Origin of the sequence: Corynebacterium macclintockiae (assembly GCF_027570165.1) — a bacterium.
GTDB classification, from domain to species: domain Bacteria; phylum Actinomycetota; class Actinomycetes; order Mycobacteriales; family Mycobacteriaceae; genus Corynebacterium; species Corynebacterium macclintockiae.
The window spans coordinates 348,105-374,149 of sequence record NZ_JAKMUV010000002.1 but is presented as its reverse complement, the minus strand read 5'-3'; the positions used below and the strand labels follow the sequence as shown (position 1 = coordinate 374,149).

At 61.2% G+C, this 26,045-nt stretch carries 22 protein-coding genes and 1 tRNA gene; 11 read left to right on the top strand and 12 right to left on the bottom strand.

Translation table 11 applies throughout. The features are described from left to right. The first annotated feature begins 36 nt into the window (after nucleotides 1-36). The 5 genes from L8U58_RS03420 (at nucleotide 37) to der (ending at nucleotide 5,753) form a co-directional block, all read left to right on the top strand. Complete coding sequence (locus L8U58_RS03420) at nucleotides 37-930, top strand: ParA family protein (protein ID WP_005294544.1); 894 nt, start codon at nucleotides 37-39, stop codon at nucleotides 928-930. Then, nucleotides 905-1,753, top strand: a complete 849-nt coding sequence (locus L8U58_RS03415; RefSeq protein ID WP_370547005.1) for a segregation and condensation protein A — start codon at nucleotides 905-907, stop codon at nucleotides 1,751-1,753. Before L8U58_RS03420 ends, L8U58_RS03415 begins: the two co-directional genes overlap by 26 nt. Before the next feature lie 33 nt (nucleotides 1,754-1,786). Beyond that, complete coding sequence (gene scpB, locus L8U58_RS03410; protein WP_269954683.1) at nucleotides 1,787-2,371, top strand: SMC-Scp complex subunit ScpB; 585 nt, start codon at nucleotides 1,787-1,789, stop codon at nucleotides 2,369-2,371. Between the two features lie 64 nt (nucleotides 2,372-2,435). Next, nucleotides 2,436-3,308, top strand: a complete 873-nt coding sequence (locus L8U58_RS03405; RefSeq protein ID WP_034974260.1) for a pseudouridine synthase — start codon at nucleotides 2,436-2,438, stop codon at nucleotides 3,306-3,308. A gap of 87 nt (nucleotides 3,309-3,395) precedes the next feature. After that, nucleotides 3,396-5,753 carry a bifunctional cytidylate kinase/GTPase Der gene (der, locus tag L8U58_RS03400; RefSeq protein WP_034974262.1) on the top strand — a complete coding sequence of 786 codons (2,358 nt, stop codon included), beginning with the start codon at nucleotides 3,396-3,398 and terminating at the stop codon, nucleotides 5,751-5,753. A gap of 27 nt (nucleotides 5,754-5,780) precedes the next feature. On the opposite strand, the gene L8U58_RS03395 is transcribed toward der, so the two are convergent. Beyond that, nucleotides 5,781-7,469, bottom strand: coding sequence for a formate--tetrahydrofolate ligase (locus L8U58_RS03395; protein WP_269954682.1), 1,689 nt, complete (start codon nucleotides 7,467-7,469; stop codon nucleotides 5,781-5,783). A gap of 138 nt (nucleotides 7,470-7,607) precedes the next feature. Between L8U58_RS03395 and L8U58_RS03390 the strand changes: the two genes are divergently transcribed. Further along, the gene (locus L8U58_RS03390) at nucleotides 7,608-9,074 is read left to right on the top strand and encodes a glyceraldehyde-3-phosphate dehydrogenase (protein ID WP_269954681.1); all 1,467 of its coding nucleotides are present in this window, start codon (nucleotides 7,608-7,610) and stop codon (nucleotides 9,072-9,074) included. Nucleotides 9,075-9,086: 12 nt separating this feature from the next. On the opposite strand, the gene L8U58_RS03385 is transcribed toward L8U58_RS03390, so the two are convergent. Then, nucleotides 9,087-10,715: an aspartate:alanine exchanger family transporter gene (locus L8U58_RS03385; RefSeq protein WP_043012078.1), complete on the bottom strand. Its 1,629-nt coding sequence runs from the start codon at nucleotides 10,713-10,715 to the stop codon at nucleotides 9,087-9,089. 373 nt (nucleotides 10,716-11,088) lie between these two features. Between L8U58_RS03385 and L8U58_RS03380 the strand changes: the two genes are divergently transcribed. Further along, complete coding sequence (locus tag L8U58_RS03380) at nucleotides 11,089-12,795, top strand: ABC-ATPase domain-containing protein (protein ID WP_043012079.1); 1,707 nt, start codon at nucleotides 11,089-11,091, stop codon at nucleotides 12,793-12,795. On the opposite strand, the gene L8U58_RS03375 is transcribed toward L8U58_RS03380, so the two are convergent. The 5 genes from L8U58_RS03375 to L8U58_RS03355 all read right to left on the bottom strand — a co-directional run bounded on the left by L8U58_RS03375 (nucleotide 12,792) and on the right by L8U58_RS03355 (nucleotide 17,363). Further along, the gene (locus L8U58_RS03375) at nucleotides 12,792-13,856 is read right to left on the bottom strand and encodes a glycerophosphodiester phosphodiesterase family protein (RefSeq protein ID WP_269954680.1); all 1,065 of its coding nucleotides are present in this window, start codon (nucleotides 13,854-13,856) and stop codon (nucleotides 12,792-12,794) included. The genes L8U58_RS03380 and L8U58_RS03375 overlap by 4 nt on opposite strands. 99 nt (nucleotides 13,857-13,955) lie before the next feature. Beyond that, nucleotides 13,956-14,558 carry a response regulator transcription factor gene (locus L8U58_RS03370; protein WP_034967700.1) on the bottom strand — a complete coding sequence of 201 codons (603 nt, stop codon included), beginning with the start codon at nucleotides 14,556-14,558 and terminating at the stop codon, nucleotides 13,956-13,958. Next, entirely contained in the window at nucleotides 14,555-15,682 is a 1,128-nt protein-coding gene (locus tag L8U58_RS03365) for a sensor histidine kinase (RefSeq protein ID WP_034967702.1), read from the bottom strand. The genes L8U58_RS03370 and L8U58_RS03365 overlap by 4 nt, the downstream gene beginning before the upstream one ends. Then, complete coding sequence (locus L8U58_RS03360) at nucleotides 15,682-16,443, bottom strand: ABC transporter permease (RefSeq protein WP_034967703.1); 762 nt, start codon at nucleotides 16,441-16,443, stop codon at nucleotides 15,682-15,684. Before L8U58_RS03360 ends, L8U58_RS03365 begins: the two co-directional genes overlap by 1 nt. A gap of 2 nt (nucleotides 16,444-16,445) precedes the next feature. After that, a complete protein-coding gene (locus L8U58_RS03355; protein WP_269954679.1) occupies nucleotides 16,446-17,363 on the bottom strand; it encodes an ABC transporter ATP-binding protein in 918 nt (305 codons plus the stop codon). Between the two features lie 139 nt (nucleotides 17,364-17,502). On the opposite strand from L8U58_RS03355, the gene L8U58_RS03350 reads away from it, so the two are divergent. Then, nucleotides 17,503-18,798, top strand: a complete 1,296-nt coding sequence (locus L8U58_RS03350; RefSeq protein ID WP_051879606.1) for a glycosyltransferase family 87 protein — start codon at nucleotides 17,503-17,505, stop codon at nucleotides 18,796-18,798. Here L8U58_RS03350 and L8U58_RS03345 read toward each other — a convergent pair. After that, a complete protein-coding gene (locus L8U58_RS03345; RefSeq protein WP_034967707.1) occupies nucleotides 18,761-20,359 on the bottom strand; it encodes a cation:proton antiporter family protein in 1,599 nt (532 codons plus the stop codon). The two genes, L8U58_RS03350 and L8U58_RS03345, sit on opposite strands and share 38 nt — an antisense overlap. A 120-nt stretch (nucleotides 20,360-20,479) precedes the next feature. Between L8U58_RS03345 and L8U58_RS03340 the strand changes: the two genes are divergently transcribed. Beyond that, nucleotides 20,480-20,626 carry a type II toxin-antitoxin system Phd/YefM family antitoxin gene (locus tag L8U58_RS03340; RefSeq protein ID WP_141747035.1) on the top strand — a complete coding sequence of 49 codons (147 nt, stop codon included), beginning with the start codon at nucleotides 20,480-20,482 and terminating at the stop codon, nucleotides 20,624-20,626. An 85-nt stretch (nucleotides 20,627-20,711) separates the two neighbouring features. On the opposite strand, the gene L8U58_RS03335 is transcribed toward L8U58_RS03340, so the two are convergent. Beyond that, on the bottom strand, nucleotides 20,712-21,107 hold the full coding sequence (locus L8U58_RS03335) for a hypothetical protein (RefSeq protein WP_034967709.1): 396 nt from the start codon (nucleotides 21,105-21,107) through the stop codon (nucleotides 20,712-20,714). Between the two features lie 519 nt (nucleotides 21,108-21,626). Between L8U58_RS03335 and L8U58_RS03330 the strand changes: the two genes are divergently transcribed. Both L8U58_RS03330 and L8U58_RS03325 read left to right on the top strand, forming a co-directional pair. Continuing rightward, nucleotides 21,627-22,319, top strand: coding sequence for a type I restriction-modification system subunit M N-terminal domain-containing protein (locus L8U58_RS03330; protein ID WP_034967712.1), 693 nt, complete (start codon nucleotides 21,627-21,629; stop codon nucleotides 22,317-22,319). Between the two features lie 218 nt (nucleotides 22,320-22,537). Beyond that, entirely contained in the window at nucleotides 22,538-24,169 is a 1,632-nt protein-coding gene (locus L8U58_RS03325; protein WP_034981901.1) for an ABC-F family ATP-binding cassette domain-containing protein, read from the top strand. A 404-nt stretch (nucleotides 24,170-24,573) separates the two neighbouring features. Here L8U58_RS03325 and L8U58_RS03320 read toward each other — a convergent pair. From L8U58_RS03320 to L8U58_RS03310, 3 genes are all read right to left on the bottom strand, one after another. Continuing rightward, nucleotides 24,574-24,650 (bottom strand) — tRNA-Pro (locus L8U58_RS03320). Nucleotides 24,651-24,719: 69 nt separating this feature from the next. Continuing rightward, on the bottom strand, nucleotides 24,720-25,223 hold the full coding sequence (gene rraA / locus L8U58_RS03315) for a ribonuclease E activity regulator RraA (protein ID WP_034967717.1): 504 nt from the start codon (nucleotides 25,221-25,223) through the stop codon (nucleotides 24,720-24,722). Between the two features lie 4 nt (nucleotides 25,224-25,227). Next, nucleotides 25,228-25,977, bottom strand: a complete 750-nt coding sequence (locus L8U58_RS03310) for an alpha/beta hydrolase family protein (protein ID WP_269954678.1) — start codon at nucleotides 25,975-25,977, stop codon at nucleotides 25,228-25,230. Nucleotides 25,978-26,045 lie beyond the last annotated feature (68 nt).

Sequence of the window (26,045 nt, the reverse complement as noted above, 5' to 3'; positions counted from 1 at the left end):
ACAACAATCAAGGGAAAGGGCTTGACGGGATCGCCGATGTCACGTTCACAGTCACACGCGGATGCGTTGTTTGATAAGCCCGATCAGCGCATCGGCCTGACCGGACGACCTATCAAGGAGCTGCCGGATCCCGAGCCGTTGGATCGCCACGGCCCGGCCTCCATCATCGCGATGTGTAACCAGAAGGGCGGGGTGGGCAAGACCACTTCGACGATCAACATCGGTGCCTCGCTGGCCGCGTTCGGGCGCAAGGTGCTGCTGGTAGACCTGGACCCACAGGGCGCGCTGTCCGCCGGGTTGGGCATTAGCCACGATGAGCTCGACGTGACGGTTTACAACCTGTTGGTCGATTCTTCTGCCTCTATTCTTGACGCCATCCACTCCAGCCCCGTCGACGGTCTGGATGTCGTTCCCGCGAATATTGACTTGTCGGCTGCGGAGATTCAGCTGGTTAACGAGGTCGGTCGCGAACAGGCCCTGGCCCGCGCGCTGCGTCCGGTGATGCGCGACTATGACTTCATTATCGTCGACTGTCAGCCTTCCCTGGGGCTGCTGACCGTCAACGCGCTGAGCTGTGCGGACTCGGTGATCATTCCGGTGGAGTCCGAGTACTTCTCCCTGCGTGGCCTGGCTCTGCTGATGGACACGGTGGATAAGGTTCGCGACCGGCTGAACTTCAAGCTGGAGGTGCTGGGCATCCTGGTGACGATGTTCGATCGACGTACTCTGCATGCTCGCGAGGTGATGGAGCGGCTGGTGGAAGCGTTCGGCGACAAGGTCTTCGATTCCGTGATCACCCGTACCGTGCGGTTCCCGGAGACCTCGGTGGCCGGAGAGCCGATTAACACCTGGGCGCCGAGTTCCTCGGGCGCGGTGCAGTATTCGAACCTGGCGAAGGAAGTCATTGAGCGCGTCGCTCAGCAAATCTAGCCAGCTGGCTCCGGAGTCCGCGCAGCCGGAGCAGCCCGAGATCACCGGCTTCCGGGTGGCCTTGGCGAACTTCGACGGTCCTTTCGACCTGCTGCTGCAGCTGATCCACTCCCACAAGCTGGACATCACCGAGATCGCCCTGGCACAGGTCACCGACGAGTTCATCGCCTACACCAAGAGCCTAAGCTCCAGCGCGGACGACCTGGATGAGGTCACGGAGTTCCTGGTCGTCGCCTCCACGCTGCTGGATCTCAAAGCCGCCCGCCTGGTGCCCCGGGGCGAGGTCGACAGCGAAGAAGACCTGGCGCTGCTCGAGACCCGCGACCTGCTGTTCGCCCGTCTGCTGCAGTACCGCGCCTACAAGCAGGTGGCGAACCTGTTCTCCGATTGGCAGCGCGATGCCGCGCGTTCCTATCCCGCCACATTGTCGCTGGAGGAACATCACGCGAACCTGCTGCCGGAAGTGAAGATCGGTAAGACCGCCGACGAGTTCGCTGAGCTCGCAGCCGCCGTGTTCCGCCCCAAACCGGATCACGTGGATACCGGCCACATCCACCAGGTGGCGGTCTCGGTGCCGGAGCAGGCCGGGCGGATCCTTAATACCCTCAAGGTGGCTGGCGAAAACAAGTGGGTGACCTTCGGCGCCCTGATCGCCGATGCGGAGATGAACATGATCGTCGTCGGTCGTTTCCTGGCACTCTTGGAGCTGTACAAGGCTCGCGCCATCGGCATTGAGCAGCCCGAGCCACTGCAGGACATGTCGGTGGCCTGGACCGGGCTGGATGTCGATCCAGCGGTGGTGGCGGCCAGCAACTGGGAATAGGCGTCCATAAATAAGACAGAGAGGGCACAGACCATGAGCGAACAACCCAACCCCGCGCCGCTGCCGCAGGTGTCGGTGCTGCGCAGCCGCGTGGAATCGTTGCTGTTGGTCAGCGATGAGGCAGTGACGCCCACAGAGCTCGCCCGCGTGCTTTCCACCGAGGAGCGCGCGGTTCCCGAGGCCGAGGTGGCGCAGACTCTCCACGAGATTTCGGCGGAGTTTGACGCCCGGGGTAGCGGCTTTGAACTGCGTGAGCACGAGGGGGCGTTCCGGCTGTACACACGGCGCGCGAACTCGGATGTGGTGGAGGCGAAGCTGCTGGACGGCACGCAGCAGCGCCTGAGCCGCGCGGCGCTAGAGACCCTGGCGGTGGTGGCCTACCGGCAGCCCGTAACTAGGAGCCAGGTGGCGGCGGTGCGTGGCGTGAACTGCGATGGCGTGATGCGTACCCTGTCGCTGCGCGGGCTGATCGCCGAAACAGGGGAGCAGGGCGGAGCGCACCTGTACTCCACGACCGAGCTTTTCCTGGAACAGATCGGGATTGAATCGCTGGATCAACTGCCGGATCTGGCGCCGTTGCTGCCGGAGGTAGACAGCATCGACAGTATCGACAATTAAGCAGGCTGAGGGGTACAATTCGGGCGGATAATTCAAGATTTTAGTTCGAAGGGCTAGAAACACCGTGGACACACCCGCTCGCCGAGACGGCACACCGGAGACCGCTCCGAAAGACATCTACCTATCGCAGGCCAAGCCAGCCAAGCGCCAGCACGTAACGGAGCAGGAGGCAGCCGCTGCTCTGAACCAGCCCGATTCGGAGAAAGCCCAGGTGCGCCTGCAGAAGGTGCTGGCTTCCGCAGGTGTGGCCAGTCGCCGCATGAGCGAGAAGCTCATCGCCGCCGGTCGTGTGGAAGTCAACGGCGAAATCGTCGTGAAGATGGGCACCCGCATTGACCCGAGCGTGGATATTGTCCGCGTGGATGGAGAGCGCGTGCAGGTCAACGAGGAAATGGTGTACTTCGTGCTGAACAAGCCGCGCGGCGTGCACTCCACCATGAGCGACGAGCTAGGTCGCCCGTGCGTCGGTGACCTGGTCGGCACCCGCCTGAAGGAAGGCCAGGGCCTGTTCCACGTTGGTCGTTTGGACGCCGCAACGGAGGGGCTGCTGCTGCTCACCAACGACGGCGAGCTGGCCAACCGCCTGATGCACCCGAAGTACGAGGTGCGAAAGACCTACATGGCTACGGTGCTGGGCGAAGCCAGCCGCAAACTGATCCGCGACCTAAAGGACGGCGTGGAGCTAGACGACGGCACCGCCCGCGCCGATAGCGTGCAGATCGTGGACGTCTGGCAGGGTAAGTCGCTGATCAAGATCGAGCTGCACGAAGGGCGCAAGCACATTGTGCGTCGCATGCTGAAGGAGGCCGGCTTCCCAGTTCAGGCGCTGGTCCGCACTAAGATCCACACCGTGCAATTGGGCGAGCAGAAGCCGGGCACGATCCGCGCGCTGAACCAGGCGGAATTGCAAAGCTTGTATAAGAAGGTCGGGCTGTAGAACCAGCGCAGAAAGCACAGCCGTCGCAGTAAACACTGCCACTACAGCCGACATAGACACACAACTAACTAGGGGAACGACCTTTCCATGACGAACGCACCTTTTTACGAGCCCGGCTCCGCCCTGGATCAGCTCGCCAGCGCCACCAATGTCGCCGACGGTGGCCTGATTGTCGCCGTTGACGGCCCCAGCGGCACCGGTAAGTCCACCGTCTGCCGCCGCCTAGCCACCGCCGCGGACGCGAAGTACCTGGATACCGGCGCAATGTACCGGGTGGCTACCCTGCACGTACTGCGCCAGGGTATCGACCCATCCACGGAGTCTGCCCGCGAGGCGATCATCGCCGCCACGGCCGACCTGCCGCTGGAGATCAACGAGGATCCCACGTCCACCGAGGTTTTGCTGGACGGCACCGACGTTTCCGGCGAGATCCGCGGCCCCGAGGTCACCGCGCATGTCTCCGCCGTAGCCGCCATCCCGGAGGTTCGCGAGAACCTGGTGGCCTTGCAGCGCTCCCTGGCCTTCGCGGCCGGTCGCTGCGTGGTCGAGGGCCGCGACATCGGCACTGTTGTTCTTGCGGACGCCCCAGTGAAGATCTTCATGACCGCCTCCGCAGAGGTGCGGGCTCAGCGGCGTTACGACCAAGACATTGCCGCCGGCCGGGACGTGGATTTCGACGCGGTACTCGCAGACGTGCAGCGCCGTGATGAGGCAGACTCCTCCCGTGAGACGTCCCCGCTACGCCCCGCAGACGACGCTGTGATCGTCGACACCGGAGAGATGGACATCGACGAGGTGCTGGAGAAACTGGCAGAGCTGACCCTGGCCAGCGCTTCATCCGACAGCGCGGAGGTCCCCGAGGAACTGACCTTCCGCACCGCCGACGGCGAGGTGCTGGGGGAGTCTGATTTCTCGGACGCCGACTTCTCGGACGCTGATTTCTCGGACGCCGACTTCTCGGACGAAGAGCTCGGCGACTACGACGACGAATCCGACCCCGAAGAGTTCTTCATCACCGGCCCCGAGGACTTCACCTTGGAGGGCGGCGGCGATATGCCGGAAACCGAGGAGGACTGGGAAGCCCTGGAGCAGGCCTTCGGCATGATGGACGACGAGGAAGCCGAGCGCGAAGCGCTGTGCACCGTCGCCATTGTTGGCCGTCCGAACGTGGGCAAGTCCACCCTGGTGAACCGCTTCATCGGTCGCCGCGAAGCCGTGGTGGAGGACTTCCCGGGCGTCACCCGCGACCGCATTTCCTACTTGGGCGAGTGGTCCGGCCGCCGGTTCTGGGTGCAGGACACGGGCGGCTGGGATCCGGATGCGAAGGGCATCCACGCAGCCATCGCCCGCCAGGCTGAGACCGCCATGGAAACCGCCGACGTGATCGTCTTTGTGGTCGACTCGAAGGTGGGCATCACTTCCACCGATGAGGTCATTGCACGCAAGCTGCAGCGCAGTCAGGTGCCGGTGATCGTGGTGGCTAACAAGTGTGACGCGGACGCGCAGCTGGGCGACGTCGCCGAGTTCTGGGCGCTGGGCCTGGATAACCCGTACCCGGTGTCTGCGCAGCACGGCAAGGGTGCGGCGGACGTGCTGGACGAAGTTTTGCGCTCCTTCCCGGAGCACCCCCGCGAGCTTTCCGTCGTTTCCGGCCCGCGCCGCGTGGCTCTGGTCGGCCGCCCGAACGTGGGCAAGTCCTCCCTGCTGAACAAAATCACGGGCGAGGAACGCTCCGTGGTCAACAACGTCGCCGGCACTACAGTCGACCCGGTCGACTCCATCGTCGAGCTGGAGGAAAAGACCTGGAAGTTCGTCGACACCGCGGGCATTCGCAAAAAGACGAAGCAGGCGCGCGGCCACGAGTTCTACGCCTCGCTGCGCACCCGCTCCGCCATCGACGCGGCGGAGGTCGCTGTTTTTCTTGTGGACGCCAGCGAACCCATCGCCGAGCAGGACCAGCGAGTACTTCGCATGATCCTTGACTCGGGGCGTGCCCTGGTCGTGGCCTACAACAAGTGGGACCTTGTTGATGAAGACCGCCGCGAGCTGCTGGAGCGCGAGATTGAGCTGCAATTGTCTCACGTTCCGTGGGCTCGCCGCGTGAACATTTCCGCGAAGACCGGCCGCGCGCTGCAGAAGCTGGAGCCCGCGATGATTGAGGCCTTGGAGAGCTGGGATCAGCGCATCTCCACCGGCCAGTTGAACACCTGGTTGCGCGCCGTGATCGCGGAGACCCCGCCGCCGATGCGTGGCGGTCGCCTGCCGCGCGTGCTGTTTGCCACCCAGGCTTCCACCAAGCCGCCGGTGATCGTGCTGTTCACCACCGGCTTCCTGGAGCACGGCTACCGCCGCTTCCTGGAGCGCAAGCTGCGCGAATCCTTCGGCTTCGAAGGCTCGCCGGTACGCATCGCAGTGCGCGTGCGCGAGAAGAAGCGCAAGAAGTAGCTGGACTGGCTGGACTAGCCAGCCCGGCTAGAACAGCCCGGAGATAACTCCCTGCGCATCCACGTCGATGCGCTCCGCCGCGGGTTTCTTCGGCAGCCCAGGCAGAGTCATCACGTCGCCCGTCAGTGCGACCACGAATCCGGCGCCGATTCGTGGCACCAGTTCGCGGACGTGCAGAGTGTGGCCGCTCGGCGCACCCAGCGCGCTGGGATCATCGCTGAACGAGTACTGCGTCTTCGACACGCACACCGGCAGCTTGTCCCAGCCGTTGTCCTTCAGAAACGCCAGATCCTTCACGGCCTGCGGGCCGAACTGCACGTCCGCCGCGCCGTAGATCTCCGTGGCAAGCGTGTGCAGGGTGGCTTCCACACCATCGATGGGCTGATAGATCTGGTGGCTGGAGCTAGGGGCGTCATCACCAGAAACACCATCGACGACCTCCAACACGGCAGTGGCCAGATCCGCCGCACCGGCGCCGCCCTCGGCCCACACGTTGCATTCCACCACGCGCACCCCGAAGTCCTTGCCCCAGTCGGCGATCAGCTGGCGCTCGGCGTCCGTGTCGGAGCTAAACAGGTTCAGCGCCACCACGGGTTCCACGCCGAACTTGCGGATGTTGCTGACGTGGCGTTCCAGGTTGGCCAGTCCGGCCTTTAGTACGGAACCGCCGTTGTGCTTCAGCGAGCGGATCGTGGCCACCACAACCGTTGCGGCCACGGCCAGGTCGCCAGCGCGGGACTTGATGTCGAAGAACTTCTCCGCGCCCAGGTCGCTGCCGAATCCGGCCTCGGTCAGCACGACCTCCGACAGATCCAGCGCCGTCGTCGTCGCAATCAGGGAGTTACAGCCGTGGGCGATGTTCGCAAAAGGCCCGCCGTGTACCAGGGCAGGGGTGCCGCCTAGGGTCTGTACTAGGTTCGGGTTGATCGCGTCGCGCAGCAGGGCGGTGATTGCGCCCGCGCACTTCAGGTCGCCCGCGGTGACGGGCTTGCGGTCGTAGGTCTGGCCCACCACGATGCGCCCGATGCGCTTCTTCAGATCCTCCAGGTCGGTGGCCAGGCACAGGATCGCCATGATCTCGCTGGCTGCGGTGATGTCGAAGCCGCCCTCGCGCGGAGTGCCCTGACCCGGCCCGCCCAGGCCGGTGACCACGTGGCGCAGCGAGCGATCGTTGACGTCCAGGCAGCGCCGCCACGTCACACGTCGCGGGTCGATGCCCAGCGCGTTGCCGTGTTGCACGTGGTTATCGATCATCGCAGCCAGGGTGTTCGTCGCCGCGGTGATGGCGTGCATGTCGCCGGTGAAGTGTAGGTTGATGTCCTCCATCGGAACGATCTGCGCGTAGCCGCCGCCCGCTGCGCCGCCCTTGATGCCCATAACCGGTCCCTGGGAGGGTTCGCGGATCGCCACCATTGTCTGGCGACCCGCCGCACGCACGGCATCTGCCAGACCGATCAGCACGGTGGACTTGCCTTCACCAGCGGGGGTTGGGCTCATTGCCGTCACGAGCACGAGCTTGCCCTTCTTATTGACGCCCCCACGTTCAGCCTTGAGCGCGGGAACGTCGATTTTGGCCTTTGTGTGGCCGTAGGGGATCAGGGCGGCTTCCGGGATGCCGGCGCGCTCCGCGATCGTGGTGATGGGTTCCAGGGTGTGGGCCTGCGCGATCTCCACATCGCTGGGCTGCGGATTGTTGGTTGCAGAAGAGTTAGTCATAGTCCCAGAATAAACGTCTACCCCTATAAGCCCCCGGATTAATGGGAGTGGGGGAGTCTGCCACTAGACTTAGGGGGTAAGCGGGTGACCCCCGGATTTTGGCAAAACGATTCCCTCCAGTGAGGTAGTGAGGTATAGATGACCGACAACGCGCACACCACGAGCGATCTGCACAGCGATTGGAACGAGCGGCTGGCTCTGGCACAAGAGATGCTGCCGCTGATCAGCCGACTGCACCGCGATAAGAACGTCGTAACCTCTATTTTCGGTCGACTGCTGGTCAACGTCACCGACATCGACATCATCAAGTCCCACCGCTACGCCCGCCGCGTGGTGGAAAAGGAGCTGCCGCTGGAGCAGACCCTGCCGGTTCTGCGCGAGCTGGTGGAAATGAACCTGGGCACCGCCTCTATCGACATCGGATCCCTGGCTAGCCGCTACAACAAGAACTCCGAGGGACTGACCCTGCGCGAGTACCTGGAGCGCGAGCTGGCCGAGGTCATCGGTGGCCCGGAGCAGGTAGAGCCCCGCGACATCGTCCTCTACGGCTTCGGCCGCATCGGCCGTCTGCTGGCCCGCATCCTGGTTTCCCGCGAGGCTACTTACGGTGGTGCCCGCCTGCGCGCCGTCGTCGTCCGTTCCAAGGGCGAGGGCGACCTGGTTAAGCGTGCCTCCCTGCTGCGCCGCGACTCCGTCCACGGCGCCTTCGACGGCACCATCACCACGGATCACGAGAACAACACGATCTGGGCCAACGGCACCCCAATCAAGATCATCTACGCTAACAACCCGGCGGAGATCGACTACACCAGCTACGGCATCAACGATGCGATCGTGGTGGACAACACCGGCGTGTGGCGCGACCGCGACGGCCTGTCCCAGCACCTGCAGTCCAAGGGCGTGTCCAAGGTTCTGCTGACCGCCCCGGGCAAGGGCGACATCAAGAACATCGTCTACGGCATCAACCACGGCGACATCACTGAGGATGACCGGATTCTATCCGCGGCGTCCTGCACCACCAACGGCATCACCCCGGTGCTGAAGGTGATCAACGACCGTTACGGCGTGCAGCATGGCCACGTCGAGACCGTGCACTCCTTCACTAACGACCAGAACCTGATCGATAACTTCCACAAGGGCGATCGCCGTGGCCGCGCTGCAGGTCTGAACATGGTGCTCACCGCCACCGGTGCAGCGAAGGCCGTGGCAAAGGCTCTACCGGAGTTCGCCGGCAAGCTAACGGGCAACGCCATCCGCGTTCCCACCCCGGACGTTTCCATGGCTGTGCTGAACCTGACCCTGGACAAGGAAGTCGAGGCCGACGAGGTTAATAACTTCTTGCGCCGCGTTTCCCTGCACTCCACGCTGCGTCAGCAGATCGACTTCATCAAGTCCCCGGAGGTTGTGTCCACCGACTTCGTTGGCACCACCCACGCCGGCATCGTCGATGGACTGGCCACTATCGCTAACGGTAACCACCTGGTGCTGTACGTCTGGTACGACAACGAGTTCGGCTACTCCAACCAGGTGATCCGCATTGTTGAGGAGATCGCAGGAGTGCGTCCGCGGGTTCTGCCGCAGCGCGCAGCTGCCCTGGATCTCTAAGACCGGGTGCTGTTAGAGCAGCATCAGTAGTAGCACCTGGCAGCCGATGATCTTCCCGATCATCGCTGCCGGGTAGACCGTGGCATACCCACGCATGGGTAGTTCAGTGCCCGACTGGTCGTTGAGGTAGCTGATCACCGCGGGGTTGGTAGATACACCCGCGGCCATGCCCATTGCCTCGTCCCATTTGAGGCGCAGTACCCACATTCCGGCCAGACCACAGACCAGGGCGGATACGACGGTAACGATCAGCCCCAGCGCGATGTATTTCAGGGACGAGATGTCCGTTAAAGCGTCGCGGAATCCCGTGCCCGCGATAGTTCCCACGCCTGCCAGGAAGATCGCCAATCCAAGACTGCTGAGGGCCTTGTTGGCGTGGTAGGGGATTTGCCAGCCAATGGGGCCGGTGCGGGCCAATGCGCCAAACACCAGACCCATGACAATCGGTCCGCCACCGAAGCCCAGGTTCAGCGTGGCGCCGCCCGGCAGGGGGATGGGGATGGCGCCGATCAGTAGACCGATGGCCAGTCCTAGCGTGAAAGGCAGGAGGTTGACGTCCGCCAGGGAGCGCTCGGAATCACCCAGGAACTGGGAGACCTCGTCGATCCGGTGCTTCGGGGTGACCACACGCACGCGGTCGGAGTAGTGCAACACATCGTCGGGGCCGGGGACTAGGTCTTCGTCGCCGCGGCGCACACGGGCGACAATGAAGCCGTGGCTGATCGGATCAATGTCCTTGATACTGCGCCCGGCGATGTTGGGGTTAGAAACTGTGATGCGGCGGTAGCCGATGTAGGACTTATCGATATCGATGTCCACCTCTTCGCCCAACGCGGCGGTGGCCCTATCTAGGGAATCCGGTGTGCCGGTAATAACCACGATCATCCCGGGGTAGACCTCCGCATCCGGGTAGGCCAGCTTGTGGTCTTTTTCCTGGACATCCTGTGTGGCGTGGTGTGGTCGGACCAGCCGCGTGACGATGATCTTCGTGTCCGCGATCGTCCGCAGGTCGCGCACGCATCCATGAATGCCTTCGCGCAGGCGGATTCCGCGGTGTTCCAGCGGGGCATGCAGTACGCCTTCGTCGATCGCATCTTGGCGGTGGTTGACCTTGATGACCTTCGCGCCGATGGCGGCCACGGCGATTGCGCCGAGCACACCGCCGGGGTAGGCCAGGGAGTAACCGACCACTGGGTTGGCGGCGAGTTCCGGGTTGGTGCCCTCCAACATGTCGACGACGGCGGCCATGCCGGGCGTGGAGGTCAGTGCTGCGGCGAAGGAGCCGGTAGCAGTGGCGGCCTCTACTCCCAGCAGAGGTACCAGTAGCCACGTCATCCCCATCAAACCGGCAAGTAGCACGACCACAAAAAGAATCATGCGCCACCCGCGTTCGCGGAAATCGGCGAAGAAGGCATGGCCTGCCGTCAGTCCAATGGCGTAGACGAAGATGGCCAGGCCGAATTGGAAGAGCAGTGGGGGAAGCTGGATGGCGGGTTCGAGGGTGGAGAAGATGATGGCGACGAAGAGAATCGCCGCCGTGCCCAGCGACATGCCGCCTATGCGGAGCTTTCCAAAGGCAAAGCCGAGAGCGAGGATGAGGACGAGGGCTATCAGCGGATTTTCAGCGAGGAAGGCCAGCATGTCATCGATCCTATAAAGAAATCCCCGCCCACACGAGGTGGACGGGGACCAGTGAGAAACCTCAGAAGAAGGGGATTCTTATCGGCCGGTGATCAGGCCGACCAGTCCAGCGATAGCACCGCCGATTACCTCGACGAGGTTCTGGAAGAAGGTTGCAACGAGTTCAATCATGGGAGTGATCCTTTCGGTGTGTAGTGAGACGCCTGTTGAGTGAGTGTGTGTTTTGTTAGCGCCTTCACCCATACAAACGTTCACCCATAAAAACTGTTACGTCTTGTAAACAAATTTTTCTAAAAATTTTTTTCGGATCCTATGTATTTGCAGGTCACGTGCATATTGGAGCAGAATAAACTCTGCCCCTACTCTGGAAGCCATGGCACGCAACGAAACAGCAGCACGCAGCTTCAAAGATCTTTTCGACCATGCCCGCAAGTTAGACGGCGCGGGCTACGGGGCTTACAAGAAGCTCGCGGGGGCTTTCGGCGACCCCGGGCTCACGCTGTCGATCGACCGCGTGCAGGCCGACCCTTACGCCAGCCCTTCGAAAATGCGCCTTATCCTTCCCATGCGCGCCGCTGGGATTCCACAGCACTTGATAGATGACCCAATCGGTAGGGTAGCGGTCGCGGACTTCCTAGCCCGCCGCATCGAAGCCGATGTCACCCGCCCGAAGAACGTTCACATCGGTGATATCGGCCAGCAGGTGTTGGAACGCACTCACGTCCTGGTCACTCCCGACCGCATCGAAGCCCGCCTGCTTGTTGGTCTGCCTGCCAAGGGCCGCCGCATCCTGGGCCGCCAGGCCGCCCACCTTCTGGCCGATGACCTGCCGCAACTCGCCGACGACTGCCTGTTCCACGACCGTTTTGACCCTGCCGACGCCCGTGCCCTCGAGGATCACGTGGCTCTGCTGCGCGATCAAGAGTTCTTGCGCGCCCAGCTGGCACCCCGCAAGCTCGTCGCTTTCGTCGGCAACGGCGCGATCCTCCCGCGCGCTGCAGGCGATAGCGACCGCCCGCTTGCCGCCTCGCAAGCCACGCCTTTCGAATCCCCAGAGTCTCTTACCCACACATTCAACCTCCCTAGCGGCCGCACCGTCACGGGCATGGGTATCCCGGAGGGGCTCACCGTCATCGTCGGCGGTGGCTACCACGGCAAGTCCACGTTGCTGCGCGCCCTGGAACGCGGCATTTATCCCCACATCGTCAGCGATGGCCGCGAGTGGGTTATCTCCCGCGCCGACGTCGCCAGCGTCCGCGCCGAGGACGGCCGTCCCATCACCGGCGCCGACATCTCGCCGTTCATCACCAACCTGCCCACCGGCGCCGATACGCGCCGCTTCAGCACCACCAACGCCTCGGGTTCCACATCGCAGGCAGCCAATGTCGTCGAGGCACACGCCGCAGGCACGTCCGCGCTGCTCATCGACGAGGACACCTCGGCCACCAACTTCATGATCCGCGACCGCCTCATGCAGCGCCTCGTGCCGAACGACAAGGAGCCCATCACCCCGTTCGTGCAGCGCGTTCGTTCTTTGTATGACGCCACCTCGGTCTCCACCGTCCTTATCGCCGGCGGCTCGGGTGCCTATCTGCGACTGGCCGACACGGTCATTGCGATGGATGCCTACCGCCCCAGCGAGGTGACCGCACGTGCCCACGAGATCGCAGGGGATACAGGGGACACAGCGAGTACAGGGGAACCAGCTCAGAACCAGTTTCAGCACGGGACCGCCGAGCGTGTCCTGGCTCGTGGAACTCTGAACTCACGCAAACCGCCGAAGCCCCGCGGGTTGTCCACGATCAGTGTGGACCGTTCCGACATTGATTTGAGTGCCGTAGGCCAGTTGGTTGCGCCGTCTCAGACGGCGGCCATCGCCGCGGCACTGGCGTGGCTGTCTAAAAACGCCGACGGCCAGACCCCGCTAGTGGATCTGGTCGCTCGCTTGGAACGCCACATCACCGAGAAGGGTCTGGCCGTGTTGGCGCCGGGGCGCGATCACCCCGGTCACTTGAGTCGCCCGCGCGGGGCGGAAATCCTGGCGGCGGCGAACCGCTACCGGGAACTCAAGCTGGCTTAGAGAACCTGGAGCTTATTCTTCTTCACAACTTCCAGGCCTCGGGTCGGGTAGTCGGTGATCAGGCCGTCGACCTTCGCGTCGACCATGGCCTGCATGTCGGATTCCTCGTTCACGGTCCACGGCAGAACCTGCAACCCCGCAGCATGGGCGGAAGCTACGTTCTCCGGGGTGACCAGCTTGTAGTCCGGGGATAGGATTTCCGCGCCCAACTGCTTAGCGGCCTTGTTCACGTCGCCACCGAGCTTGTCGTAGTCAACGTCACCGATCCACTGGGAGCCGGATTTCCACGTGGTGGCGTCATAAAGAAGAGCGAGAGAGATGTCCGGCTGGGCCTTGCGCACAAGTGGCAAGGAGCGCCAGTCGAAAGACTGGATGGTGGTGCGAGAGGTTGCCTTGTTGTGGCGGACGACCGGCAGGATCGCGTCGACAAACTCCTGCGGTGTGGCAGACTTCTCGCGGTTCTCGGCCTCGATTTTGGTCTCGATGTTGAAGCGCATCTGCGGATCGGCGGCAGCAATATCGAAGACGTCCTGCAGCTGCAGCAGCTTGTTCGACTTCTCGGCCTTAGCCTCGGGGAATCCCTTCAGCACCTTGTTGCAGTTCAGGGTCTGCAGCTGCTTCCAATTCAGCTCGTGGACGAGCTTGCCCACGTAGGGGAACTCCGGGTCGTTCTCGGTGGCTGGCTTGGTATCGGTGCACTTGTCGGCCTGGATTTCCGGATCGTGCCATACAACCGGGGTTCCGTCCTCGGCCAGTACGATGTCCAGCTCGAGGGTGGATACTCCCATCTTTAAAGATTCTTCAAAAGCCTTGCGGGATTCCTCGGTGTACTCGCCGCGACCGCCACGGTGCGACTGCAGGTCGAAGCCCTGCTGCTCCTCCGGCTGAGGTTTTGAGGAACCTGTTACGGATGAACCGATGGTGAGATTAAAAGAAGAGCCGGCGACGGAAGAACCGATGCTGGAGTTGGTGGCGGCAACTGCGGTGCCTGCGGAGCCGATAGAAACGATGGCGGCCACGGCTGCGGCAGTGGCCTTGCGCCAGGTGAGGGGTGTCTTCATGCTTTCCTAACTGGGGGAGCTATTTGTTAAAAGATCATGCGTCTACTGTGAGACAACGCACATGAATTTAACAAGGATTCAGCTAGTCTGCAGGGCGAGCTAAATCCACCCATTCGTCTTCGCCACGTGCGCCGCCTCGTAGCGATTGCCTGCACCCGTCTTCGACATGATGCTGGAAATGTGATTTCGTACCGTGCCCGGCGACAGGTGCAGCGCCTTGGCGATGGAGGGGGAGCTCTTACCCTCGAAAAGCTGCTGACACACCTCGGTCTCACGTTCACTAAGGGGATTATCGGGCGTCAATAAGCTTTCCTGGGCAAGCGTCGGGTCGATAACGCGCAGGCCGGCATGGATCCGTCGGATAGCATCGGCGAGCTCCTCGGGAGGCGTGTCCTTAACGATGAATCCGTCCACGCCAACCTCCATGGCACGTTTCACGTACCCGGCCTTGCCGAATGTCGTCACGATCAGGCAGCGGCACCGATTCCCGGCCAGCTCCTTTGCGGCATCGATGCCGTTCAGCCCGGGCATTTCGATGTCCAGCAGAGCCACGTCGATGGGCTGCTCCTGCGCGAGAGCCACGGCCTCAGTCCCGGTCGCACATTCGGCAACGACTTCGATGTCCGGCTCCGCGTTGAGCAGCGCGATCAATGCTCCGCGCACCAGTGATTGGTCCTCGGCAAGTAATACACGAATGCTCATCGGGCGGCCTCCTCTGGCACTGCGCCGTCGTCGATTAGTTTGTCGTCGCCTTCCATAGCGATCAACACCGTACTCAGACCCCGTTCGCGGCGTACGATCAGCTGCCCGCCGGCTACCTCGACCCTCTCGCGCAGGCCGGCCAAACCGCCAGTACCCTGCGTGGCTTCACCGTTAAACCCGCAGCCGTCGTCGGTAACCTGCAGCTTGTGGGCATTGACGCTCACCCAGCACGCGCTCGCCCCGGAGTGCCGCACCACGTTTGTCGTGAGCTCACGCAGCCCCCAGGAAAACACCGCGTCGTGTGCGCCCGGTGCTTTCAGGAGTTCGGGTAGATGCGCGGTGACGCCCTTAGTTTCCAAAGCCCGGCGCGCTGCCTGCAGCTCACCGGCGAAGGTGGGTGTGCGCATGCGGGTGACTGTCGAGCGCACTTCCGCCAAGGCCAGGCGGGAGAGGTCGCTGATCTCCTTGAGCTCCTGTTTGGCCTGCTCGGGGTTGCTATCCATTGCCCGCCTGGCGACCTCGGACTTCAGGTTGATAACCGTCAGCGAGTGACCCAACAGGTCGTGCACGTCCGTTGCGATATCCTCTCGTTGCTGCGCCAGGTCCAGGTCGTGTCGCAGCTTGTGGCGGGATTCATCGTATTGGCTGAAGATCCCAAGTGCGACGAGCATCAGCGGCATGCCGAAAAGGGTGAATGCAGCCCAGGTAAGGTCGTCCGGCGACCAGTTCCACACAGCGACAGTCCCGAGCACACCCGTTGCCACCACGATCGGCAGCGCCTTTCGTAGCGTCACCGTGAATCCCAACATCGCGGCCAGGTAGGGAGCAAAGGACACTGCGCCAGACTTCATCGCGGGCACGCTGGCCAACGCAATGGCTAGCAGTATGCCCCAGCGCAGCAGTGCCCGCGCAAGTGTTCCCCAGTCACGGGGGAAGTACTTCAGCGAGCCGAAGGCGTAGAAGTAGAACGCGCCGAAAGCCAGCAGGCATACTGTCATCCAGGCTTTCGCCGTAGTAGAGAATCCTTCCCCCATGTAAACCTGCAGAGCGACGGGCACCAGGAATACCAGCCATATTGAAGCGAAGATGGCGGAGTTCAGCCGGAACCCGTCGAAAGGGCGCATTAGCTTCGTCCCTTGTCTCGCTTGCTCATGAGAAGGCAAAAGCCTACGAAGATCGCCGTCCATATTGCGATGCTAACCCAGGCGTACCACATCGGGTCGAACAGCAGCCCTTGATCGAGCAATTGTGCGCCTTCTGCCAGCGGCCAGCGAACCAGCGTTACCGCGCCGTACATCGGAGTGAAACGGCCCACCTGCAGAAGCGATCCGCTCAGTGGCATGAATACGTTGCCCGCGAAGGCGAGAATCACGATGGAGGCTGTGGCGATGGCCACTGTATTTTCTTTGGGGATCAGCAATGTCCATGCCAGGCCGTAGAATCCGAAGGGGATGGCACACAGTGCACATGCGATAAAGCTCAGTATCCACTGGTCAACTTGCATGTGTGATTTCGTCAGCCCGCCGACAATAAACACTGCCGCTATCGGCAGCACTGCGCGCACGGTGATGCTTAAGGTAGTGGCGAAGGCGAGCTGCCAGGGACGCAGGGGTGTCAGCGCCAGCTGCCTACCCCATCCGCTGCGGCTATCGGTTACGGCAGATCCCGCCGCGCCAACTGCGCCTACCACTCCGGCGTAGAAAGCCATGCCTAGCATGACGAATGCGGAGACGTTACCGCCGTTCATTTCCTGATCGCCGTATTCCTGCATTGCGCCGAAAAGCAGGTAGAAGAAGATCGGCATGCCGATGCTGAAGAACAGGGTGGTCATGTCCCGGCGCAGGCGTAGTAGCTCGTGGCCGGCGAATTTTAGGGTGGTGCTCATTGTTAGGCCTCCTGGTGTTCGTTCGTTAGCGCGAGGAACGTATCCTCCAGGCTGTGACTGGTGATGTCGAGGTTGCGGGCGTCAGTTTCCGTCAGCAAGTACCGGGCAAGCGCGTCAGAGTCATCGGTCGTTATCCGCAGGCGATGGCCGTTTACTTCGCTTTTTATGACGCCCCTAAGTCCCGACAACTCGGGGAATCCGCCCGGGAACTCGGCGCTGACCACACGGTTGGCGCTCAGGTTTCGCAGCTCGTCGGTGGTGCCATCGGCGATGATCTCGCCTTTATTCATCAGCACGATGCGTTGAGCGAAGTTGTCCGCTTCCTCTAGGTAGTGGGTGGCAAAGATGATCGTGCGGCCCAGCTGGGCCTGGTGCTTCATGGAGTCCCAGAAGCGGTGGCGTGCGCCGGCGTCCATACCAGCGGTGGGTTCATCGAGGATGAGGATGTCCGGGTTGCCGAGGATGGCCAGGGCGAAGCGAAGACGCTGCTGCTCGCCGCCGGAGCACTTGCCTACGCGGCGCTTGTAGATGGGTTCCAGGTTTGCCTGCTCGATGACCTCGTCGAGGGGCAGGTGCTCCGGGAACGCGGCGGCAATCATCTCCACCGTGTCCTTCACTGTCAGTTCGTGGAGCAGGCCACCGGTCTGCATCAGTGCGCTGATGTTCTGGTTGTACACCGCCTGCTTGGGGGATTGGCCCATGACCTTCACGGTGCCGGCGGTCGGGGAGGTAAGCCCCAGGATCAGGTCCACCAGGGTGGTCTTGCCCGCGCCGTTGGTGCCGAGCAGTGCGATGATCTCGCCCGGGCGAACGCTGAGGCTTACGTCCTTCAGCGCGTGCACTGGTTTGTTGGATCGTGGGTTGAAGGTCTTGCTGATTCCGCTTACTTCTATGGCGTGTGCCAGTTGTGTTGTGCTCATGGTTTTCACGTTATTTCGCCGACGAAGGGGGCGCGCATACCGTTCATCACGAATTGCACCATGACTTTTGTCATGCCTTTTTTGCAGACTCCCGCACCGCCTAAGCGGGTTTTTGCATCCTGCGTTTTAAGGTGGGGCTGTGAAAACCGAGTCCACCACCAAGAGGCTGCCGGGCGCTTTCGGCGCGTTCGTGGCTTTCGCCCTGCTCGCCGCGTATGCGGTCTACCGGCTCACTCTGCCGGAAACTCGCGCTTCCTGGTTCACAAATCTCTTTAAGTGGCCGACGGACTTTAAGGTCTATTACAACGCGGCGGTGGCTCTGAACAGCGGGCAGGAGCTGTACTCCCAGCCTTTCGTAGGGGGCCTTCCTTTTACGTATCCGCCCTTTTCCGGCGCGATCTTCAGGGTGCTGCCCTTGGCCCCGTTCGAGGTTGCGGCGAGTATCTGGTTGGCGCTCACCGCGTTGGTGCTTTTCGCGGTGATTGTCGGTGTTTTCCGCGAGCGTGGTTATGCCTGGTCCCCGGGGCTAATCCTCGTTTCCCTGGCGGCGCTAGTCGCTTCCATCCACCTGGCCCCGGTTTTCGGCACCTTCTTCTGGGGCCAGATCAACATCTTCCTCATGGGCTTGGTTGCCCTGGATTTCCTGCGCAGGCGCACCGGCAACAAGGGCGGCGGCGTATTCAGTGGTGTGGCCGCCGGCATTAAGCTCACCCCGGTCTTCTTCTACCTGCCGTTGTTGCTGGGCAGGCGCTGGCGCGCGATGGTCTACATGACCCTCACGATCCTCGCGACCGTCGTCATTGGCTTCCTGTTCGTCCCGGACGCCAAGTCTTTCTGGCAGACCAAGATCTTCGAAACCCAGCGCATCGGCGGCGAGGACAATCCCGGCGCGCAGTCCCTCGGCGCAGTCTTGCACCGCCTCGGTTACGACAACACGGTGCTGTGGCTCGTCGGCGTTGTCGCCATCGTGGTGCTGTACAGCATCGTGGTCCTGGGCTGCTACCGTCGCGGTAACTACTCGATGATTATGGCCCTCGGCGGCGTTGTCGCCTGCATCATCTCGCCGTTTAGCTGGTATCACCACTGGGTGTTCTTGGTACCGCTCTTTGTCGTTTTTCTGGACGCCGGGTTCCGGCTGGTACAGGCGGTCTCAGACAAGGTGAAGGGAGTGCTGGGCTGGGTTGTTGAGCAGCTCCTGAGCTTCGCAGTGGTGGCGGTATTGACGGTGGTGTTCCTGCCTTTCGTCAGCAACGCCACGTCCCGCAGGTTCGGCTTCTTCGGCCAGGGCGTGGCTCACGATAACCCGCTGTGGCAGGGCGCCTTCACCTTCCTGGGCGTGGCCTTCGTCGTGGTGGCTGCGGCGTACTATGCGGTGCGGTATTTCACGGACCGCCGTGCTACTGGGACCGAGCGCGACGCTGCTGATTCTCTGTAAAGGTGCGTTCGGCGAGGGATTCGCCGGCACCGTCCTGAAGGTGGACAACAACGTTGATCCCAAGTTCTTCGAGTTCCTCGACATCCTCGCGGTACATGGCCACTGAACTGATGGTGCATTCCTCCGGATTGATGTTGGAGGCAAAAATCTCCTTTACTGCGTCTACGTTGGCGTGCTGGGCGGGCATGGCAAGCATGATCATGTCGATCTGGTGGCTGTCCTTCACACGCTCCCAGAAGTCGATATCTGTGGCGTCGCCCTCCACAACGTTGTAACCGCGCTCCTGCAGGTGGCGCACTCGGGCGGGGTCGTGCTCCACGCCCAAGACCTTCGTGCCGTAGACCTCGGTGAGTTCGTTGTAGCAAGACACCCCCAGGCGGCCCACGCCGAGAACCAGGGCGTGGGCATCGCCGAGTTTGATGGGGCGATCCTCTGGGTGGATCTTGTGCGGCGGGCGCGTCGGGAGGCGCTTTGCCAGGCGTGTTGCCCGCGAGACACTCTGCGGGTTCAGAATTGCGGAAATGACGAAGCTGAGGGATACCGCGAGTACTAGGGAAAGCAGCCAGCGCTGGTTGAGCCAACCGTCACTTACTCCGAGAGCAGCGATAATGAGCGCGAACTCCGAGTAGTTCGCCAACAATAGTGAAGCGAGAACGGAGGTGCGATTGCGCAGTCCGAGGCCCCACAGGATCGCCCAGTAGGCGATGCCTTGGACGGGCAGCAGAATGAGCAACAGGGCAGCGTCGGCGAGGTTTTGCAGGTTTGGTAGACCCAGGAAGCCGATGTTGACGAAGAAGCCAACCAGCAGTAGCTCCTTGAGGGTAAACAGGGAGTGGCTGAGTTGTTCTGCGCCGGGGGAGCGGGAGAGAACCACGCCCATGATGAGGGCTCCGAGGCTACCGGAGAGCCCCACCCATTCGAAGAGTGCGTAACCCGGCAGCAATGCCATAACGATGCCGAACAGGGAGCCAAGCTCGCCGTGGCCGAGCTTGTACCAACGGCGGGTGGTCAATGCCAGCAGCGGGACAATGGCGACTAGCAGCAGGGAGGCCAGGCGTGGCGGTTCGCCCCGAAGGATGCTCATGAACGCGACGGCCAGAATGTCCTGCATGATCAGCACGCCGACGCAGATGTTGCCGTAGAGGGCTTGCTCGTCGCCTCGGTCCTGCAGGATCTTGATGACGACGATGGTGCTGGAGAAACTCAAGACCAGAGCGATATTTACGGCCACGGAGAAATCGGTGGGGCCGAAGGCACCGAGGGCGCCGAGGCCGGTGATGAAGCCAGCACCAATAAGCGTCATCACGAGAACATGAGCGCTCGCGGTGAGCCAGACTGCCTTATCCGTCAGCGCGCGAAGATCCAGGCGTAGGCCGATGGCGAAGAGCATGAGGGTCACACCGATATCGGCGAAAAGGTCCAGGGAATCAACGTGTTCCACACCGGCCGCGTGGAGCGCGAAACCGGCTGCGAGGAAGCCAATAAGGGGTGGGAGCCGCACGGCCCAAGCAATGAGGCCACAAACGAAGACCACACCGAGGTAAATCAGCAAGAGCTCCATGGATGTAGTCTACCTCACAGGGGCTGGTAACTCGCCAATAGAGGCGATTTCTACCCCGAGTGGGGCAGATAGTATTGAAGGCACACGACCTGCGGCGGTTTTCAGGACAGGAGGTGCGCTGTGAAGCCGATTAGCTATACCGAGTATGAATCACTGCGGGAAACTGCCTACCTTTTGCGCTCTCCCGAGAACGCTCGCCGCCTCCTCGGTTCCATCGAGAACCTGGAGCGGGGGCGCGGCGCCCACCACGCCCTCATTGAGGACTAATGATTCTCGTTTGAGATGAGTCTGCCTTGGGGGGACTATTTGTGGTGGCAGACGGCGGATCGCCGCTACCACTACGGGAGCTGACTTAGAACGGGTAGTCCGTGGCATCGGGCGTCAAGAAAAGAACGCCAACGACCGTGCCCTCTCTGCTGACGGCGATCCGAGACATCAGTTCGCCGGCTTCGTGGTTGAGCGTCGAGACGACGACAGAGGTGCCCGTGCTTTTTGCGGAGAGTGCTTCTGACTCCGGTGCCGCGTTGCGGTCTCCCTTGATGGGGACGATCGTCTGGTCGGTGATCTCCTGGAGCTCGCCGAAGTCGGTCAGGATTGATGTCCAAACGTCCACGATGACGGACCAGGGGAGGTCCTCGCGGACGTGCGGATCGAGCATTTCAATGGTTTCTGCTTCTTCGCCCTTGGCAATGTGGCGAATGAGCTTGTCGGAAATCTCTGGGAGCTTGTCGGTTGATACTGGGGCCATGGTTTCTCCTGTAAAGGGGTTTCGCACCGCACCGAATCGTTTAAAGGCTGCCTGGCGGGAAACATTGAGCGCTTGCCCAATGTCCGCCCATGAATGTCCTGCATCTCTTGCTTGCGAGACGGCATCCTCCAATTCGTGTTCGGCGAGGCTGACTGCTTGCAGTGTGTGTCGGATATTCGTCAATGGATCCATGACAGTTAGTCAACCATAGGTTGACAGGTGTGTCAACCAGTAGTTGACGTTGGGGAGGAAGGTCGTTCTTAAGTCTTGAAGCAGTGAAGTGGGGTAGGTGTAGCGCGTTAGAGAGTGGGAGGGGTGGCTAAGGGTGGTTTATAAGGCAAGACAGCAAAGCTTGAAGGATTGAAGCTGTTCGATACTTCGTTCGAACATAGCAGCACGGTGTCTATCGGGGGTGATGCACTAGAAGGCGAGACAGCACGTGCGTGTCTCGAGAACGATTTTGGACAGTGCGTTTACCGTAGGGGCACTGAGACTTTCGGCCCAAGGAGGCATGCCCGGATGAGTACAGCGGAACTCAATCAGTCCGCCGTTTGGAACACAGCGGACAAGTTTCTGCGCTCCATCGTCGAGCCTGAAGATTACGGAGACTATATTCTGCCGATGACGGTGCTGCGACGTCTTGAGTGCATTCTCGCCCCGACCAAAGATGAAGTTCTCGACCTGGTATGGAGTCTTCAGGAGGAGGGCTTCAGCGACGAGATGATCGACTGGGAGGTGCAGGCTCGCTTTGGTCTTTCCTTCTATAACTCTTCTCGCCTGGACTTGCCGCGGATCGCGCAGCTCGACGACCATGTATATGAGGCGCTGATGGATTATGTCGGTGCGTTCTCGGCCTCTGTCCGCGACGTGTGGGATGCTTTCGATTTCGCGGTGAAGATGAAGACTCTCGACAGTGCCTCACGCCTGTGGCCGGTGGTCAAACACTTCGCCACCATCGACATGAGTATGGAGGCGCTGCCGGATGCCCAGATGGGTGACCTCTTCGAGCACGTCATGTACAAGGCATTCGACACCAAGGGCAAAGCCGCGGGTGCGTTCTACACTCCGCGTGACGCGATCCGGCTCATGGTGGATATTCTTTTCGCTTCCGACGACATCGGACTGGCCTCGGACGGTGCTTCACGCACCGTGTACGAAACTTTCTTGCCACGACGGATACAAATGCGTGCGAACTGCGTTTTGGTCGTCTGATTGGTTCAAAACGGAGGCAGCTGGTCAATTCAGCGTTTCGCCCCTATTACGGAGCCGCTTGAGTCTCAGCGAATCGCGTATAATCGCGTATAATTAGACTGGATTCGTCGACTGACGACCTACCCGAACCGAGGAGCGTGTAATTCCGGTGAACATGTGATCTCCACTCAGCTCTGCTGAGACGTGACTGAAGTTACTTCTTCCTATTGGAGATTACTATGCCCGAAATTTTGCTCGATTCTATTTCTTTTTCATTCGGCTCCCGCCTCATTCTCGACCGTGTGAGTTTGCATGTGCCAAACGGTGAACGCGCCTTTTTGATTGGCCCGAACGGGGTCGGCAAATCCACCCTGTTAAGGGTCCTCACTGGTGAGTTGACGCCTGATTCGGGCCGAATTGTTTCTGGGCCTGTTCCTCAGCACGTTCCCGATCCAGAGTCTTTCGACGGCAGCGTTGCGCAATTCCTTGACTCGGCGCTTAAACCGTTTAATGAGCTACTCACGCGCTTCGACCAAGCCACAGAAGCCATGGCAGCGGGAGACACTCATCTAGCAATGGAGTTTGACCAACTTCTTGCCCGGTTGAACGCCCTTGATGTGTGGTCGTTGGATGCACGAGTGAATGAAACACTCGCAGGACTGGGACTCGTAGATTTCATGGGGTCGGGAAGCAATCGAATGATGCAGACCCTTTCGCCAGGTCAGCGTGCACGCCTGAAACTGGCTACCCTGCTGATGATGCGACCTGAGGTGTTGATCCTAGACGAGCCGACCAATCATCTCGATCATGAAGCAGCCGATTTCCTCACTGGTGTTGTCAAGAACTGGAACGGCCCTGTGCTCGCTACGAGCCACGACAGATCTTTCATCAACGACACCGCCACTGCCATCTACGACATGGACATCACCGTTTGGCAAGAACTCGCCAAAGCGGACGGACAGAAGGTCGTGGGCTTGTACCGCAACGCAGGGGACTACACGCACTACCTGCTGGCGAAGAAGACTGCCCGTGCAAAACACCGACAGATCCACGCCGCACAGCAAGCTGAGAAACGCGAGCTACACGAGCATCGGCGCGAAAGCATGAAGATCGCCCGTGGTGGGGTTCGGGTTGAAACCGCAACCCGCAAAGAGAAGAAGTTCTTCACCGATCGCGCAGCAGCCACATCGGCAAAAAGAACCCGAAGTGACGACGTCCGCCTGGAACGCATTTCAGAGCGAGAGATACGGAAACCCCGCCACTACAACCTGGCGTTCCCCTCCCTCAAGATTGACCCCGGAACTGGTTTGGCCGTCTCGCTCAGAGATGCGACAGTGGCAGGTCGGCTTTTGCCGGTTACGTTCGATTTAGGGCGAGGCGAGCACCTCCTCGTGACAGGAGAAAACGGGGCGGGTAAATCAACCCTGCTTAACTGGATCGCCACAGGAAACGCACCCGAGGGGACTATGAACAGTGGCACCCTCACCCGTGATGATCCCGTCGGCGTGGTGCCGCAGACGCTTCCTGATGGTTCAATTGCAGGATTTGACTCGGAGAGGTGGCAAGATGGCGTCGGCGAGGCTGGAAAAGGAATTCTGCATCCTTCAATGTGGAGCACTCCCATCGTGAACTTGTCTGCAGGGAATCAACGCCGGGCTCAATTTGCAGTCGCCCTAGCGAAACAGCCAGCTTTGTTGATCATTGATGAGCCAACTAACTACCTTGATTTGGAATCGATGGATGCACTCGAGAACGCGCTACGGGACTGGCGAGGAACTCTCATCATCGCCAGTCATGACCGTTGGCTGATTGAACATTGGCACGGACGTCATCTCCACCTCACTTCTGTTCACCAGTCAGCATCGACATGAGACTTGGGAGTCCTCCCTAAATGTGAAGGTCAGAGTTCCTTTCTTGTCGACCTTGGCGTACTCGCCTCGGATTACCGCGTCGGCGAGGGCGTCGATATAGACGGAGGGCTTGGGTGAGGGCGGTGTGGGCTTTGCCGGTGGCGTCGGGGGAGCACCCTTGGAAGTGCCGAGGAGCTGCTTGCCGGAATCAAAGTCAACAACCTCGTGGACCGAGCGTCACAACGGGTTGCCTTAGATGCGGTCGCTCAGTCATTTTTGATAACGACGAAGTGATCGAAGGCCTGCCATATGTAAAGAAGCCTTAGTTATTCTTTGTAGGTCAGTGCCAGCCCAATACCTGCACCAAGGAGAGTTATTCTTTTTCTGTGGTGATGGTGAGGTCATGCCCCCCAGAATAATGAAATTGGTCGGACTGACAGGATTTGAACCTGCGACCCCTACACCCCCAGTGTAGTGCGCTACCAAGCTGCGCCACAGTCCGCCGAAGCCCTGTAAAAAAGGCAACGGCGATAGGTTACCCCACTCCCATCGCCGTTATGAAATCCCCTGCTTATACCGGCTGCACAGCCTTGTCGGTAACGATAATGCCGTCCGAATCGCAGTAAATGTATTCGCCTGGGACAAAGTCCACGCTGCCGAAGCTCACCGTCACGTCGCGCTCGCCCTCACCGGTCTTGGTGGACTTACGCGGGTTGGTGCCCAGCGCCTTGCAGCCGAACTCCATCTGGCCGATCACCTTGGAATCGCGGATCGGCCCATTAACCACCACTCCGGCCCAGCCGTGATCCTTGCCCATGCCTGCAATGATGTCGCCCACCAGTGCGGTGTGCATCGACGCATCGCCGTCGATCACTAGCACGCCACCCGGGTTATCCTCCTGCAGCACCTTCTTCAGCAGCGCGTTGTCCTGGAAGCACTTCACCGTGGTGATCTTGCCGCAGAACTCCACCACACCGCCCAGGTCGCGGAACTGCGTATCGCAGCTGCGCACGTCGCTACCAATGATGTCCACCAGGTCGGCGGTCGGAATAAAAGTCAGTTTTTCTTCAGCCATGCCCCTACTGTAGGCGCAAGCTCTCCCATGCTGCGATGAATTCGCCCACTCGCTGCCCGGATCCTCTTTGCAAAAGCAGGTGATCCATGCCCTCCAAGCTCACCCAGTCCGCTCGCGGCAGAGCCGCCCTCATTGCATGCGCCTCTGCCACTGGAACTACCAGATCATCGGGGGAGTGCAGCACCAGAGACGTGGCGTCACTAGAAGAAACAGCGGCAACGGTATCGGCAGAATCGGCCGTGGCGAGCTCATCCAGCAGCGCCTGGCCCAAAGAAAGCTCCCGTTGGCGCTCGAACATGTGCATGATCTCCGGCGCGCGCTTCGCGGTATCCCGCAGCTCAAAAGGGGTGCCGATGGTTACGATGCTTTCAGCCGAAGGAATCGCCGCCGCCGCCCGTTGCACCGCGGTGCCTCCCAGCGAATGTCCCACCAACAACTCCGCCCCGCCGAACCACTCGGCGGCAGCCTGCACGTCGGACACATTCGTCGCCAGCGTGGTCTCCTCGAACCTCCCGTCAGAATCACCCAGCCCCGCGAAATCAAACCGCAAGCTCGCGTAACCTGCCCGGGCCAGCGCCTTAGAAATGCGCGTCACTCCAATCGCCCCGCGCGTGCACGTAAAGCAGTGCGCGACGACCGCCCGCCGGGGCGAATCCTCCAATTTCACATCCCGCGGCATATCTACCGTTCCTGCCAGCTGCCAGCCGTTTTTCGTCGGCATGGTCACGTGAACGGAGCGTATCGTGCGGGTCATAGATCGCCTCTTGCCATTAGTCGGTTAACGTGGTCAGTACATTTTTACATCTCTCACTCGAAGGGCAC

Coding starts and splice junctions, on each gene's coding strand:
- rraA (WP_034967717.1), bottom strand. CDS start 25,223: ATGGCTGAAGAAAAACTGACTTTTATTCCGACCGCCGACCTGGTGGAC.
- L8U58_RS03385 (WP_043012078.1), bottom strand. CDS start 10,715: ATGCTGGCCTTCCTCGCTGAAAATCCGCTGATAGCCCTCGTCCTCATC.
- L8U58_RS03420 (WP_005294544.1), top strand. CDS start 37: ATGTCACGTTCACAGTCACACGCGGATGCGTTGTTTGATAAGCCCGAT.
- L8U58_RS03355 (WP_269954679.1), bottom strand. CDS start 17,363: ATGAGCACAACACAACTGGCACACGCCATAGAAGTAAGCGGAATCAGC.
- L8U58_RS03335 (WP_034967709.1), bottom strand. CDS start 21,107: ATGGCCCCAGTATCAACCGACAAGCTCCCAGAGATTTCCGACAAGCTC.
- L8U58_RS03345 (WP_034967707.1), bottom strand. CDS start 20,359: ATGGAGCTCTTGCTGATTTACCTCGGTGTGGTCTTCGTTTGTGGCCTC.
- scpB (WP_269954683.1), top strand. CDS start 1,787: ATGAGCGAACAACCCAACCCCGCGCCGCTGCCGCAGGTGTCGGTGCTG.
- L8U58_RS03370 (WP_034967700.1), bottom strand. CDS start 14,558: ATGAGCATTCGTGTATTACTTGCCGAGGACCAATCACTGGTGCGCGGA.
- der (WP_034974262.1), top strand. CDS start 3,396: ATGACGAACGCACCTTTTTACGAGCCCGGCTCCGCCCTGGATCAGCTC.
- L8U58_RS03310 (WP_269954678.1), bottom strand. CDS start 25,977: ATGACCCGCACGATACGCTCCGTTCACGTGACCATGCCGACGAAAAAC.
- L8U58_RS03390 (WP_269954681.1), top strand. CDS start 7,608: ATGACCGACAACGCGCACACCACGAGCGATCTGCACAGCGATTGGAAC.
- L8U58_RS03375 (WP_269954680.1), bottom strand. CDS start 13,856: ATGAAGACACCCCTCACCTGGCGCAAGGCCACTGCCGCAGCCGTGGCC.
- L8U58_RS03365 (WP_034967702.1), bottom strand. CDS start 15,682: ATGCGCCCTTTCGACGGGTTCCGGCTGAACTCCGCCATCTTCGCTTCA.
- L8U58_RS03325 (WP_034981901.1), top strand. CDS start 22,538: ATGCCCGAAATTTTGCTCGATTCTATTTCTTTTTCATTCGGCTCCCGC.
- L8U58_RS03330 (WP_034967712.1), top strand. CDS start 21,627: ATGAGTACAGCGGAACTCAATCAGTCCGCCGTTTGGAACACAGCGGAC.
- L8U58_RS03360 (WP_034967703.1), bottom strand. CDS start 16,443: ATGAGCACCACCCTAAAATTCGCCGGCCACGAGCTACTACGCCTGCGC.
- L8U58_RS03380 (WP_043012079.1), top strand. CDS start 11,089: ATGGCACGCAACGAAACAGCAGCACGCAGCTTCAAAGATCTTTTCGAC.
- L8U58_RS03395 (WP_269954682.1), bottom strand. CDS start 7,469: ATGACTAACTCTTCTGCAACCAACAATCCGCAGCCCAGCGATGTGGAG.